We start from the raw sequence: 13,807 nt of genomic DNA on the forward strand, positions 1-13,807 counted from the left end.
TAGGCAGAGGTCTATCCTGAACAGATTGACCTCTGTCACCCCCTACACCTCAGCACGCGGTTGTTCATGTTGAGCAGAGTTTCTTAGAGAATCGCTTAGTCGGGTGTTTGGTAATTCAATGCGCATAAGGGCTCTGGCAAGGAAGTAGGGCGGTATAAGGAAAATCAGAAAGCTGTATGATTCGTGAAACAGCAATGTAGCGATGGTTGCTTCATTATTGACATAGGCAAGCACACCTAAAATATCGAGCAATATACTCAGTGACGCCAACGCGACGGAAATAATTAGCCCCAGGCCTAATGCATCTCTTAATATTGGTTTAGATAGCCTCATCATTAATCCTCATTCCTTGTTTATTTTCCTATAAGCTACTCTTCAAATACGCGGTATTTATTGAGTTGCATCAATATTCATATTGGATAAATTGCAATCTAATAGTGCGATAATTGCTGCTAAATGACTGTGCTAGATGACTTTGCGAAATAGATTAGTGAAAGTGTTTTATAGGTGAGCGGATTATTGATGTAAGGGTATAGGGCTAGCGGATCTGAGGTTGCTACACGTATTCACCGTGACATATCACGCTTACTGAGAAATCATGGCAACAAATCAGCACAGTCTAGCTGGGCTGATTTATTTTGAAGCCGTGTCTATATTGAAATTGTGTCTATGTTAAAACCGTATCTAAGCAAAGACTTAAATGGCTTAGACACGGTTTCACCGCTCGCGTTGATTACTTCCAGCCAATCGCGATATTTTTAAAATAGAACGCTTGATTTTCTACACCTGAACGCGCCGCGTCTGGACGGTATGAATTAAAGCTTGCTACCGCCCCAACATTTCCTATTGCGTCTCCTGTGACAAGCGGGTATGCCACTTGGTTAAACTCTACTCCGTTTATTGGTTTAAAGTGCGTGTCGTTATTTAATAAGCTATCGAGTGTGCCTTGTCCGCTATGTTCATCAAAGTTGAGGGTTTGTGAAATGCTAGACCAGCGATTAGGCGCCCAGTATTTGGTTGAGCCATCGAACCAAGTTAGAAACGAGGCGTTGAATTTCGTGCCCAAACGCTTGTTGTGATTGATCACGTAGTTGTGTTCAGCCAAAACGGTATTGGTTGTGGTGTCTGTTAAATAAAGACTAGGTAAAATGACAAGATCATTATTTTGACTTGCGTGTACGTCTTTTTCGTATTGTACATCGTAGGCAATACAGGCGGATGAAATGCTTGCTGATGCAGGGAAATTGACGAGTAAGCTAGTGCCATTTTCCGTATTATCCTGGCCGACTGCGCCTGCCGCATAAGTTACCTTGAGCGCAGGTTCATCCCCTAACGTGACAACACTGATGTTATTGCGATCCACAGAGAATAGCGCAGCACCGTGTTTAATATCACCAAGTTGACTTGAAATAGCGTCCATGATCTTTTGGTGGTCACTGCCTTCTAAGCCAGTAAGATCAACGATGCGTGAATGAGTAAAGCCTTGATCAGAGCACACGTTATCCGGTGTCGGATCTGGGTTCACTGGTGGCTGTTCAGGGAGTTCAACAGACTCATCTGTCCAAGCAAAAGTGATGTCTTTGATTTGTAACGTTTGCTCTAACAAATCTTCCGGTTGGTCTGCACTGTGTTTATAGTGGCGGTAAAACTCCATTAATCCCGCGAGTTGGTAATTATGCAGCTCATCAATCATGACTCGCTCGGTGACAGGGTAGAAGCCTGTACTACCATCCGTCGGGATAGCCTCCTTAGCGTTGTAGTGCATCGCCAAGCTTCCATCTTCTACCGGGAGTCCTTCAGGCGTAAAACTATTCGCTGTTAGATCAAACTGAACTAAATTCCACTGACCATGCTGGATACGAAAACGTTCACCATCTTGGGAGAGTGCTTTATTGAAGAACAGGTTATCTTTGGCATCACCAAAGCGGGTGTTCATATAGATGTAGCGGTCGGTGCTGAGTTTATAAGTAAAGCCTTTGCCGTTAGTCAGTGGTTTATTTTCGACAAGAGGATCCCCGCTGGTGAAGCCGCCAAGAAAAAGATAATCGGGTGTCCGAGATCCATCTCCGCCATAGCCTAGTGGCGTACTGAGTTGGTAGTTGTATGCTAAAACGGCTTCTTTTACTAATCCATTTGGCATCTCGACTAGAAAGCTGAATCCATTCTTAACCGCATTGCTGGCTGATGGTATACCCACGGCTTGCGGTGCAATGGTGGTCTCAAAGACGTATTCGCCATTATCGCGTTGTATCACATTAAGGTTGAGTTCATCCCAATCTCCAGCAGTAGTCATTCCCCATTTAGGCGTGACATTAAATAGGCCAGAACGAGCCGTTAACCCATTGTTGAGCTGATCTTCGATCCCCTGAACTAATTCTTGCCCTTCTAAACCCGCAAGAGGTGCAATGTCGAGCTCTATCACATTGGTGTATTGGTCACCAATATTTGGCGGGTGGCCTTCTGATGGTGGTGGTGGGATCACTGGAGGTGGATTGGGTTTATCGCTACTATCATTACCGCATCCAGCTAACGAAAGTAAAGCTGCAACTGTCAGGATTTTTTTAAACATAGAATTGTCCTTTAGTATTTAAATTCTTTTTAGTGAAAAGGTGTAGGATTGGCCATCTAAGTCACCGACATCGACGGATATGATCCCGGAAGCATCGATTGACACTCGATTGTCTGCGTCATGACTAATGGTTATATTTTTATCAAGAGAAAAAGCGATGACGTGTGAAGACCATTTGGGATCGGAAACCGATACTGTCATGTCGCCATTGCCGTGTTGTTTCATCATCATGGAGAGCGGGGTTTGTGCTTCAATATTGCCGACTTTGCCACTTGTCCAGAAGTTGGCTGCGATGAGGTCGAGAGCCTGATGAGCGACAACGTGCGCCGTCGCATCATTACTTAGCACCTCAATTTCAGGGACATAGCCTGATGCGGCATTGGGTACAATGGCATACTGATAGTTGTTGTGGAGGTCGCTATCGAATGTCGCGCTGACAAAGCAGCCTTCGACTTTGCCGCTGTTGACGCCAATATCAGACCAATCACCTTGGCGACAGGTTTGTTTTACGTTGACCGTGTTGTCGGATAGCGCGATATATTGGATCGGATGTTGAGTCGTATCGTACTGAATCTCCAAACGTTCCAAGCGACCAGTAAACCCGTCAGGCCCAGAAAGCGGTTCTCCATTGACATAAATAGAGGCGTTATGAACCACTTTTCGGTTTTCAATCACGGTTAACGCATTACTGCTGCTGTTATTGGTGATGTTTGAGCCAAGCGCAATGATGTCTTGGTCGAATAAAAACCATGACTTCTTCGCTGACAGAAGATTGTTGTAGTTTGTGAAGTTGAATCCGACACTACCGTATTGATCTAATTGGCTACCACCAGACCAAGTAATCGCATCTTGTCGTCCTTCCCGTTGTTCGCTGCGCTGACCAGAACACGGATTACGGACTTCATCCAGTACAGTAATACCGGGCAATTTATAGGCATCTACCACAGGCCAGTATTGATTGTAATGATCTTGCTGGTTGTAAAGGTAGGTGACACCATCTCCGCTATACCATCCTTGGGTATTTTCACTATTAATACACTCGTAATTGCCCACTCGATTCGAATGCATGGCGATACTAAATGACCAATCAGGTCGGTGATGAACCACGCGATCCATCGCTGGAAATTGAACATGCTCACTGCGATGCGTAATGACATCAATCGCGCTATCTTCGACGATCGTTCTAGCCATTTGATACGGATAGAAAAGACCAATAGAGTCAAAGAAGTCGCCTTGTAGATCCGTGAGGATTTGGCTTTTTATGACTCGAGAGAGCTGTTCATGCTGGGAATCCGGCGTAGAAGCGACATAAAGCAACATGGCGTTAAGAGTGGCATGCCCCAGTTTATCGTTTTGACCATTGATACGTGAAATAGCGCGTCCATTTACGCTGTCCATCATTCGCCCATTGACGAGGAAAGGGTAAAAGGACTCGAGTAGAATTGGGTAAATACGCTCTAGGTTAAGGTTATCGAGAGCAGGTAATTGTGCCGCCTCAGCAGAACCAACGATGAGGCCAAGACCTTTAATCAACTCGTTACCGTATGTACCGGTATAGGGAATGTCGGTATGTTGAATAAAGGAGTGATCGAGATAGAATCCATCACCTTGGTTCACCGTATCAATGACCGTTGACACCGATTGCAATGCGGCATCAATATCTTGGTCGTTTTTGTCTAAGATGCCACGAACCAACACGACTTGAGACGTGTCGACAAGGTTTGCACCGACAGAGGGTTTGATGTTACCTCCGACATTTATTGTTGTTGGATCGGGCACAAAGTGTCGCGTCGCTAAAATGTATTGGCTAATGAGATCGGGGTCGAGATCATCTTTCATCAGCATCAATATGTCATTGATGACTTTTGGTGTACCGATTTGCCAATTCCACCAGTTTCCCGGTTGTTCGGTTACATTTGCGTGGTAATAGTGCTGGTTTAAGCGAGTTAAACTGCTTTCTATGGTTGTTTTTAACGTCACATTACCGAAGAGATCACCTTGGGGAAGGGTGTAGCTTTTCGCCATAGCCAGTAGGCGCAAATAGTTGGCGCGCAACTGGCTATCGATATTACTTGGTGTGATCACCAAATCGGCAAATGTGCCGTCTGCTCGTAAAGGTTGGCTATTGAGCCAACCTTCTGTTTGGGTATTGAGAGTCGCAATTTTTGCTTGCAGTGCGCTGTCATACTCGAGGGCAGGATCACCAATTAAATAGTGATTCCATTTTGCTCGAAAGACTTCCATCGCTTTCTGATCTTCAGGTTCTTTTATTGGGTTGTTGGACTCTGATCCACACCCGAACAAGAGGCCTGAAATAGCGATGGCAAGCAGCGGCTGTTTGAATGATGTCATAGGATCACCATCATTTAATACGCTTAAGCGTAAAGGTATAGCTTGAACCACTAAGGTCATCGAGATCGACAGAGACCTCATTGCCGTTAGTGACTTTTACGCGCGGATCGTCATTGGTCAGTAATTCAAACTGGCCGTCGATAGTGAAGCTTCTATTGAACCAAGATCGAGTTGGATTAGACACGGAAACTTGCACGAGACCGTCGGATTCTTGCGTCATAATCGACATCGCTGATTTGCTTGTAATCGCTCCTGCTTTACCTTTACTCCAAAAATTGGCTGCAAATAAGTTGAGTGACTTATGCTCAACAGCATGCACTGACTGATTGTTCGCTAAAATTGAAATATCTTGGCTTGGTGTCGCCATACTTGGCGTGATCATGTAAGCGTATTGGTTGCGGTCTTGGTCATGGCTCATTGTTGCTTCATAGAAACAGCCAGAAACAGTCCCTTTGCTGGTGCCGATATCAGACCAATTACCCTCACGGCATTGTTTGACAATCTCGATAGGGGTGTCAGTCAGTAGTGAGTACTGAATCGTCGACGCATCGTTAGATTGCTCTTTTATCGTAAAGTGGTTGGCGATACCTTTAAAGTTGTCCGTTACTGTCTCACCATTGACTTGTAAGGATGCACCGTCTGCCACCAGTCGATTATCAATCGTCGTGATTGCAGGCGCATCACTGCTATTTTCAATATCTGAACCAAGGGCAATGATTTCATTATCGAACATGAACCATGACTTATGGGCAGACAGATCGCGAGTGTGGTTAACAAATTTCATACCAGCGACGCCATATTGGTTGAGTGCGGCACCGCCCGTCCAATTCATCACCCCATTGCGACCATTGCGTTGTGCAGACAGTTGCCCGTCCCCAAGCTCACGTTCAATAAGTAGCGTCGTGGTACCTGGCAGTTTATAAGGGTCGACAAGTGGCCAGAATCCTTGGTGATAGCGATCGTTTGGAGTGTATAAATACGTCATACCATCAGCGGTATGCCACCCTTTCAGGTTCTCACCGTTGATGGATTCATAGTTGCCGACGCGATTGGAGTGCATGGCTACGCCAAACGTCCAGTTGTCTCGGTGGTGAACAACCCGATCCATATCAGAAAATTGAATATGGGAGGCCGTTGGTGTTGCTTTTATATCACGTGTCGCCAGCATGCTCTGTGCGAGTTGGTAGTTGTTAAAGTTACGTGATGTTTGTAGTCCATTGGTGCTGTGTAGCTGAGAAGCGATAACGTCGATAAAGTCATCACGGTATTGCTCAGGGGCGCCGTCTACGTATAGCAGCATGGCACTTAAAATAGCCTGCCCAACAACGTCATTTTGCTCCCCAGCTCTTGATGTCGCGCGCCCATTCACAAAATCCATCATGCGGCCATTCACCAAAAGTGGCGCATAAGCTTTTAAAATGAGTGGATAGATTTTTTGTAGGTTTGGATCCGTGGCTTGCCAGGGCGTATTCGCGACTAAGCTTAGCTGCATACCTAAGCCTTGTAGCATCACTTGGCCATAGGTACCGGAGTACGGCAGATCTTTGTGCTGTATGTAGGAACCGTCTTGGTAGAAACCGTCACCCGATTTAACGTAAGGAATGACGCTAGAAAGTGCAAACACTGCGGCTTTTATTTCTTGCTCGTTATTGTCAAGTAAGCCACGAACTAATACGACTTGTGCGTTATCTGTTCGGTTCCCTCCTGTCGACTTCCAGATCATAGGCGCACTAGAATAAGGCGCTCCATAGCCTTCACTGAGGTGCGTTGGGCGTGGGACAAAGTAACGTGTGGCATCGACATAGTTGCTGACGATTTCGTATGGAATGTCATCGTATAAAATGACCAGCGTATTATTGACGACACGTGAGATACCTAATTCCCATTGCCACCAGTTACCATACTCTGGCATACCCACGTGATAAAACTCTTCATTAAGGAACGCCAATGATTCGACGAGAGTTTCCAGTAGTGCCGAGTTTCCTTCTAGTTCACCACCAGGTAATTTATAGGCGCGAGCCAGTTTAAATAGACGCTGATAAGTGGCGAATAGTGGTACACCGAGAGTTTGGCGCCCATCATGTGATTTGATATCTAGTGGTAAGTCGTCCCAAAGACCGGTTTTCTCTATACGAATGGTATTTAATAGTTGTTGAGCGTGTTTATTAATCGCCACAATTTCTGTTTGTTGCTGCTTAGTGGTCGCTTCACTTGGATCGCCCAAGAAGTAAGTTGCCCAGCGATGTCTTAGTTGAGAGAGTAGCTCTTGCTTAGAGGCCACGTTATTTAAAGACGCTTGCTCAGACGTTATTGGTTGCGAAGCCGCCGCATGGTTAGGTGTGGTTGATTCTGCCAAAGCAGGCTGGCTTATACTGAAAAATCCTATCGCCACAGAAATGGATAGCATTGAAAGTTTGAATTTTTTCAAGAGAGTATTCCTGTCTTTGGTTAGAAAATATATTGGACGCCGAGTTTGGCAAAAAACTTATCACGATCAGGTAAAGGTTCGATCGTGCCATTGGTGTAATACTCGTTGTTTTCAATTTGGTAATAGGTTTCGTAGATGACATTCCATTTACCTGAAATACCAACGTTGCCAAAGACGCCAGCACGACTATAGTTTTTATCTAGTGTCGTTCCCCATCGTTGATAGTCGACATGTGATCGCTCAGTGACAGAGCGCCCTAATCCCAAGCGCATAAATGGATTAATGGTGGCACGCCCAATTTTGTGGCTATACACCAAACGAAACTGCCAGTAGTCAACATCATAGTTATTTTGGAATTCATCGTATTCGGTATAAAAGCTGGGACGAATGTAAGAGTGCGAATTGAATCGATGCAGTAAACCAAAATCGAATTCATAACCCCAGTCGGTGTAATCTTGCGCTTCACTGTCGCCGGAGCGTTGACCTCGACCATCGCCTAGGTAGACATGACCATCGAAGAAGAAACGGTTTTTACTGTCAAAAAAGTACTCTACCTGAGGGTAAAGACGGTACTCCACTTCATAGCGATCGATGGCGTAGCCGTTGTAGCGCACCCCAACCCCAGGACGAAAACGCCAATCACCAACGCGATTGATTTTTGTGTAGTGAAGTTCATAACGTTTATCCATAGCGGTGACAACACCGTTATTAAACAGATCTTTATTGATGTACTCTTTGGAGAAGTATCGCCCCCAAATATTCCACTCATTACTGCTTGGTGAATGGCTAAAGCGAATATAAGGTACGTAGTTGGTTAGCGAAGCGTACTTATGCTCCTTTCCTTTCTCGTCGGTTACGTTGTAGTACTCTTCGTATTCGGACCCTATTTCTACGATAGTTTGGGCAACCAAAGGTGTAGTAGCGATAGCAACCGAGACCCCTAGAAGAGCAGCGGTATAAGCACTAAGTTTCATTTTAATCCCTCAAATGGAGCTATTGATTGGGGCAATAGTAGCGATGATTTTTATTACGGCTACTGATATTTTCATTTGTTTTTATGTTCATCACAAAAAATGAAAAAATGGTGGTATTTTCGCCACAAATGAAAAAAACGCTATTGAGTGACACGGAGGATGGGCGGGAGGTTAACAAAAATTGGTTTTAGAAAGGCCCTCGCCAAAAATGGAGGTGTAGTATTAAATTTAAGCGTTAATGGGCGATTTGTTGCATTTATACGCAACTAATGACAAAAAAATCCGGATTTTGTTACGATATGTTCGGCTATGCGATATTGTGTGATTGAGATCAATAATGCAATACAAAGGGTTTGTTTGGTGTTCTGACATGATGCAGACTTCAATCAAAATGAAAAAGAATGAAAATCAGGTGTGAAAGAGCACCCCAAGAGTTAGTCATGACAACAGCACTTGAAAGAAGAATGGAAATAGCCAACTTAGTTGGTGTACGCGGTAAAATGCATGTAGACGAGTTAGCCGAATATTTTAATGTGACCGGTGCAACCATTAGAGCCGATTTACGCTTTTTAGATGACAATGGCTATATCGTACGCTCTCATGGTTATGCTTTAGTTAACCGGACGGTACTTTCTCAACTCGCCATGTCTGCGACATCGAAGAGGCAAGGAAAAACGTCGGATTTCGGTGAGCTAATTGCTAATACTGTGTATTGTGGGCTCGAAGAGCGGAGTACTGTATTTATCGATAGTAGCTCGCTAATTAGAAAATCATTACGCCATTTAACTGATTTAAAAAGCTCGACGATTGTTACAAGAGATTTAAACTTAATACAAAGCTTACCACAGATAAAAGATAGTAACTTCTTTGTTACTGGCGGACGAGTGAATACCGAACTCATGAAAATGACGGGTTCACATATGATTAGAAGTTTAAAACAATATCGCTTTAATAGCGCTATTGTAAAAGTGAGCAGCTTTAACCCTAAATTAGGGGTGTTTGCACGCAGTGAGTTTGATGCAGATATGATTCGTTTATTATGCGAATTATCTGAAAAAATTATTGTCGTCGTCGAATCAGAAGCATTTAATAATAATGATGCGTTTTGGGCTTGTGAACCAAGTAATATCGATATGGTGATAACTGATTGCAACCTAGGTGATGAAGTAGAGGATTCACTAGCGTTGAATAATGTAAGAATAATCAAGTTAATCTAATATAGTAAATAAGGGAAAATAATGGCTAACATCGTTCTAGCTCGTATTGATGAGCGTCTCATCCATGGGCAAATTCGTTTGCAATGGGGTAAGCATTCTGGCGCAAATACTATTCTTGTCGCAAATGATGAAATCGCGCAAATGGAAGCGCTTCAAGCGCCATTTAAAGCCTCAGCTGGTAGCGATTTTTCTGTGCTATTTAGAACGATTGACCAAGCTATTACCAATTTACCTAAAGCCGGACCAGACCGAAAAATATTAGTACTTTGTAAAAACCCAACAGATTTTGCAAGAATTGTTGTGGGTGGAGTGGAATTACCTGAAATAAACATTGGTAATATGCATTTTCATGAAGGTCGCACTGCTGTTAATAAATATATTAATGTTGACAAAGAGGACATGCGTGCTTTTGAAGTACTTAGTGAGAATGGTAGTGTTTGCACGCTACAACATATGCCTGAAAGTTCAAAAGAGTGCATTTTTGAAGCAACGAAAAATCTTGTGATTTAAGGTATTTAATATGTTGATGGAAGCAGTATTAGTCGCTATTTGGGCGGCGTTATGTGGTATCGATAAATTCGATATTTTCACAGGTATTCACAGACCATTAGTTACCGGTACAGTGGTTGGATTTATTCTTGGCGATTTACAAATGGGGTTGATCGCTGGTGCGACATTCGAGCTAGCTTGGCTTGGTCTCGTCTCAAACGCGGGTGTTCAACCGCCGGACACCACGATAGGCGCTATTGTTGGCACCATGTTTGCGATAAAGCTAAATATGACCCCTGAAGCGGCCATTGGTATGGCAATACCTTTTGCTCTAGCGATGCAAACTTTGGTTATTTTCCTATTTACTTCATGTGCACCTATGATGCAAAAGGCGGATCAATACGCAGAGGACTTAAACCTCTCAGGCATTGATAAGCTGATTTATATTGGTCTTAGCGCTCGTGCACTACTGTACGGTATCGTTGGCTTCTGCGCGATTTACTTTGGTGCGACTGGCGCAACGTTTATCCAAGAATATTTACCAGAGAGTATTGTGAGTGGTATGGCCATCGCGGGTGGCATGATGCCTGCTGTCGGTTTCGCGATGTTACTGCGTACTATGTTTAATATCGCTATTCTGCCGTACTTCTTCTTAGGCTTTGTATGTTCTACGTATTTTGATATGCCTATCCTTGGTGTGGCTTTAGTGTTTACGTGTGTGGCGATTCTAGATTATATGAATAACAAGAAAGCGGACACTCCTCAGGTTGCAAACGCACAGGTATTTGATGATGAACTGTAAGACAAACATAAATATGAATGCAGATAGCTACCAAGATAAATCTGTAAATAAGGTTATTACTAAAAATGATCTTTGGAAAATTGGTTTCCGTGGTTTATTGATGGAAGGTAACTTCAACTATAACCGTATGCAGGCTGGTGGTTTTTGTTATTCGATTAGCCCGGCGCTTAGAAAAATACACACTGATCCAGAAGACCTTAAGAGAGCGCTAAAAAACAACTTACAGTTCTACAACGCTAACCCTAAGCTCTTTACTTTACCTCTTGGCCTTGCTATCGCAATGGAAGAGAGTAAAGAGAAGCCATCGACTATCGCGTCTGTGAAGGCTGCGACGATGGGGTCGGTTTCTGGAGTGGGCGATGCACTCGACCACTCGGTGATGTTACCACTGACGCTAGCTATTGGTAGTTCAATTGCGCTGCAGGGCAATCCACTTGGTGTTTTGGTATTCTTTATTCTCTACCAAGCCTACCGCATTCCAATGTATTTCTGGCTGCTATTTTTGGGCTATAACGCAGGTGTATCGGCATTAGAGCGCTTGTCAGATCATGCGGAGAAGCTTGGTCGAGCTGCGAATATTGTTGGTCTCGGAGTGATTGGCTCCATGGTAGCGAAATACGTTAAAGTCGAAACCGTGATTGAATTGGAGGCTGGCGAGACAATGATTAGCCTACAAGAAGGGATGCTGGATAAGCTGATTCCGAACTTGTTACCTATGCTCTTAGTTTGGTTAATGTATTACCTGGTTAAGAAAGGGAAATCACCAACGGCATTGATTTTTGGAACGTTATTTGTTGGTGTCGGTGGTCATTTATTGGGTATTCTTTAATTAAGGTTGAGTTATGATTGGTATTATAGTTTCAGGGCATATTAACTTTGCCTCCGGTATGAAATCAGCAGTAGAAGCGATTGTTGGTGAACAAAGTGGATTAGAGTTTATAGATTTTGTGCCACCAATGACGACCGAGCAACTAGAAGCATCTATGTTGACGTCGATTGAAAAAATAAATAGTGGTTCAGGCGTATTAATTCTAACGGATGTTCCAGGTGGTTCACCTTGTAATCGCGCTGTCTCTATTATGCTTAAACGAGATGACGTAAAAGTTATTGCTGGCGTTAATTTACCGATGATTACTAACGCCTGTTTTGAGCGCGATGGTGTAACAATAAATGAACTCGTAGATATTGTTTCGGAAATCGGAAATGAGTCGATAAAAGACATGGAAAAAGAACTAGCTCAACTTGAAAGTAATAATTCTGACACGTTCGAAGATGAATTATAATTAACAAATCTTAAACTATTAATTTGGTACGACTGAATTTAATCTAACTCCCTCCTATTTAGATTATCTTAGTCAGGTTTAGTCGTGCCATTTTGTCACTTTTCAATATCGACTCAGTATTAACATTATTAATTTGAATATTAGCAATGGTTTTATTGTTAAGAGGTAAGGCTACCTGATGAACAGTAATAAAATTTTAGAACAAATGAAACGTGTCTATTGTTGGCAACGTGATAATCGAACTCGCTACGTTGTTCGCAGTACGGGTAAGAAACGTTTTCTTAAAGCGACCGACTGGGAACGTGGTGTATTTTGGCTATCCGTGGCAGATGCGTGGAAAGCGACACAAGATGATGATTATCTTAACGGCTTACTCGATTTTACCTTGAACACCGGCTTCCGTCCTGGCCCTCTTCCACGCTTTGCCGATGATCATGTTTGTTTACAAGCGTATCTACCGCTTTACCCATTGATTGATGTTGCCGAAGCGCAAGAGTACGGTAAGGGCGCGCTTGAGCTCATGATTAATGAGCCTAAAGCTGGTCGCGAAGATTGGTGGTGGTGTGATTCGCTATTTATGGCACCTCCGGTATTTGCTGGGTTCTCAGCGCTTACTGGCGATAGTAAGTACATCGACTATATGGACACAGCGTGGTGGGATGCCGTCGAGAACCTCTTTGATTCTGAAACGGCGTTGTATTACCGCGATAAGCGCTATATTCCAAATGCTGATGGCACTGAAATGCGAGAAGCGAATGGTGAAAAAGTATTTTGGAGTCGCGGAATTGGTTGGGTATTGGCCGCCATTCCTCGAATCCTTGCGTTTATGCCGCAAGATTACCCAACACGTTCTCGTTACGTGACGATGTTTACTGACCTTGCTGCTGAAGTGATTAAATACCAGCAACAAGATGGCTTCTGGCGCACGAGCTTGCTTGATCCTGACAGTTTCCCTGCACCCGAAAGCAGTGCCACATCGTTATTCTGTCATGGCTTGGCGTGGGGAATTAACGCCGGTCACCTTGATCGCGATACTTATTTACCTGTCGTAGAAAAAGCATGGGCGGCACTGGAAACATGCATCCATGACAATGGCATGATTGGCTGGGTGCAATTGCCTGCTTATAACCCTCGTGACGTTGAATTTGAGCACAATATTGATTATGGGGCTGGTGCGTTTTTACTTGCGGCCAGTGCGATGCTTTCCCTTAGCGACGCTTAGATTTGCCGCTCACACGGCAGGATCCTCTGTTGTGAGTAGCAGAAAAACAATGGCTTTCTTCGGAAGGCCATTTTTGTTTCAGGTTATCGCCCAACCCCGCCTATAAGGTATTTCCACTTAGCCCTAGTTTTCGATGCGATGAGGTTAGGATGTGTAGATTATTACCTATATGTAATAATCAATTTCAAAACGGTGGGATTATCAAATATCTGTAACCACCTATACTAACCCCAACAACGAAGCAGCGAGAGAAGCTTTCCTCCTCGAGGTTATTCGAAACGAAATAAATCTAATGTCGGCAATGACACTTTGTCGACAAAGCTAACAAAGGAAACTCCAATGACGCTTGAAATTAAACCAGGTCAAACTCACATTAAATCAAAAGCTATGGTTGTTTGGGCGGCGGGCGAACCGCTAAAAATGGAAGAGGTTGATGTACAGCTTCCTAAAGCCGGTGAGGTACTTGTTCGC

Annotated in this window: 11 protein-coding genes and 1 pseudogene; 7 read left to right on the plus strand and 5 right to left on the minus strand. The window is 43.8% G+C overall.

Translation table 11 applies throughout. The features are described from left to right. Positions 1 to 42 precede the first annotated feature (42 nt). The 5 genes from MD535_RS18630 to MD535_RS18650 all read right to left on the minus strand — a co-directional run bounded on the left by MD535_RS18630 (position 43) and on the right by MD535_RS18650 (position 8,323). Positions 43 to 336 carry a D-fructose-6-phosphate amidotransferase gene (locus MD535_RS18630; RefSeq protein WP_265676560.1) on the minus strand — a complete coding sequence of 98 codons (294 nt, stop codon included), beginning with the start codon at positions 334 to 336 and terminating at the stop codon, positions 43 to 45. 397 nt (positions 337 to 733) lie between these two features. Beyond that, the gene (locus MD535_RS18635) at positions 734 to 2,569 is read right to left on the minus strand and encodes a hypothetical protein (RefSeq protein WP_265676561.1); all 1,836 of its coding nucleotides are present in this window, start codon (positions 2,567 to 2,569) and stop codon (positions 734 to 736) included. Between the two features lie 18 nt (positions 2,570 to 2,587). Beyond that, the gene (locus MD535_RS18640; RefSeq protein ID WP_265676562.1) at positions 2,588 to 4,921 is read right to left on the minus strand and encodes a polysaccharide lyase 8 family protein; all 2,334 of its coding nucleotides are present in this window, start codon (positions 4,919 to 4,921) and stop codon (positions 2,588 to 2,590) included. A gap of 10 nt (positions 4,922 to 4,931) precedes the next feature. Next, positions 4,932 to 7,349 (minus strand): polysaccharide lyase 8 family protein, encoded by a 2,418-nt coding sequence (locus MD535_RS18645; RefSeq protein ID WP_265676563.1) that lies wholly within the window; start codon positions 7,347 to 7,349, stop codon positions 4,932 to 4,934. 20 nt (positions 7,350 to 7,369) lie between these two features. Then, positions 7,370 to 8,323, minus strand: coding sequence for a hypothetical protein (locus tag MD535_RS18650; protein ID WP_265676564.1), 954 nt, complete (start codon positions 8,321 to 8,323; stop codon positions 7,370 to 7,372). Positions 8,324 to 8,763: 440 nt separating this feature from the next. Between MD535_RS18650 and MD535_RS18655 the strand changes: the two genes are divergently transcribed. The 7 genes and pseudogenes from MD535_RS18655 to MD535_RS18685 form a co-directional block, all read left to right on the plus strand. Beyond that, complete coding sequence (locus MD535_RS18655; RefSeq protein ID WP_265676565.1) at positions 8,764 to 9,540, plus strand: DeoR/GlpR family DNA-binding transcription regulator; 777 nt, start codon at positions 8,764 to 8,766, stop codon at positions 9,538 to 9,540. A gap of 21 nt (positions 9,541 to 9,561) precedes the next feature. Beyond that, entirely contained in the window at positions 9,562 to 10,050 is a 489-nt protein-coding gene (locus MD535_RS18660) for a PTS system mannose/fructose/N-acetylgalactosamine-transporter subunit IIB (RefSeq protein WP_265676566.1), read from the plus strand. A 10-nt stretch (positions 10,051 to 10,060) separates the two neighbouring features. Next, the gene (agaW, locus tag MD535_RS18665; RefSeq protein WP_265676567.1) at positions 10,061 to 10,831 is read left to right on the plus strand and encodes a PTS N-acetylgalactosamine transporter subunit IIC; all 771 of its coding nucleotides are present in this window, start codon (positions 10,061 to 10,063) and stop codon (positions 10,829 to 10,831) included. Positions 10,832 to 10,844: 13 nt separating this feature from the next. Further along, the gene (locus MD535_RS18670) at positions 10,845 to 11,660 is read left to right on the plus strand and encodes a PTS system mannose/fructose/sorbose family transporter subunit IID (RefSeq protein ID WP_265676568.1); all 816 of its coding nucleotides are present in this window, start codon (positions 10,845 to 10,847) and stop codon (positions 11,658 to 11,660) included. A gap of 13 nt (positions 11,661 to 11,673) precedes the next feature. Further along, entirely contained in the window at positions 11,674 to 12,114 is a 441-nt protein-coding gene (gene agaF / locus MD535_RS18675) for a PTS galactosamine/N-acetylgalactosamine transporter subunit IIA (protein WP_265676569.1), read from the plus strand. Between the two features lie 178 nt (positions 12,115 to 12,292). Further along, a complete protein-coding gene (locus MD535_RS18680) occupies positions 12,293 to 13,336 on the plus strand; it encodes a glycoside hydrolase family 88/105 protein (protein WP_265676570.1) in 1,044 nt (347 codons plus the stop codon). Between the two features lie 339 nt (positions 13,337 to 13,675). Continuing rightward, positions 13,676 to 13,807: pseudogene (locus tag MD535_RS18685) on the plus strand (S-(hydroxymethyl)glutathione dehydrogenase); the annotation flags it as partial.

Source organism: Vibrio qingdaonensis (assembly GCF_026191675.1).
GTDB lineage: Bacteria > Pseudomonadota > Gammaproteobacteria > Enterobacterales > Vibrionaceae > Vibrio > Vibrio qingdaonensis.

Excerpts from the sequence above, each read along its gene's own strand:
- MD535_RS18680 (WP_265676570.1), top strand. The coding sequence starts at position 12,293 with ATGAACAGTAATAAAATTTTAGAACAAATGAAACGTGTCTATTGTTGG.
- agaW (WP_265676567.1), top strand. The coding sequence starts at position 10,061 with ATGTTGATGGAAGCAGTATTAGTCGCTATTTGGGCGGCGTTATGTGGT.
- agaF (WP_265676569.1), top strand. The coding sequence starts at position 11,674 with ATGATTGGTATTATAGTTTCAGGGCATATTAACTTTGCCTCCGGTATG.
- MD535_RS18650 (WP_265676564.1), bottom strand. The coding sequence starts at position 8,323 with ATGAAACTTAGTGCTTATACCGCTGCTCTTCTAGGGGTCTCGGTTGCT.
- MD535_RS18670 (WP_265676568.1), top strand. The coding sequence starts at position 10,845 with ATGAATGCAGATAGCTACCAAGATAAATCTGTAAATAAGGTTATTACT.
- MD535_RS18635 (WP_265676561.1), bottom strand. The coding sequence starts at position 2,569 with ATGTTTAAAAAAATCCTGACAGTTGCAGCTTTACTTTCGTTAGCTGGA.
- MD535_RS18660 (WP_265676566.1), top strand. The coding sequence starts at position 9,562 with ATGGCTAACATCGTTCTAGCTCGTATTGATGAGCGTCTCATCCATGGG.
- MD535_RS18655 (WP_265676565.1), top strand. The coding sequence starts at position 8,764 with ATGACAACAGCACTTGAAAGAAGAATGGAAATAGCCAACTTAGTTGGT.
- MD535_RS18640 (WP_265676562.1), bottom strand. The coding sequence starts at position 4,921 with ATGACATCATTCAAACAGCCGCTGCTTGCCATCGCTATTTCAGGCCTC.
- MD535_RS18630 (WP_265676560.1), bottom strand. The coding sequence starts at position 336 with ATGATGAGGCTATCTAAACCAATATTAAGAGATGCATTAGGCCTGGGG.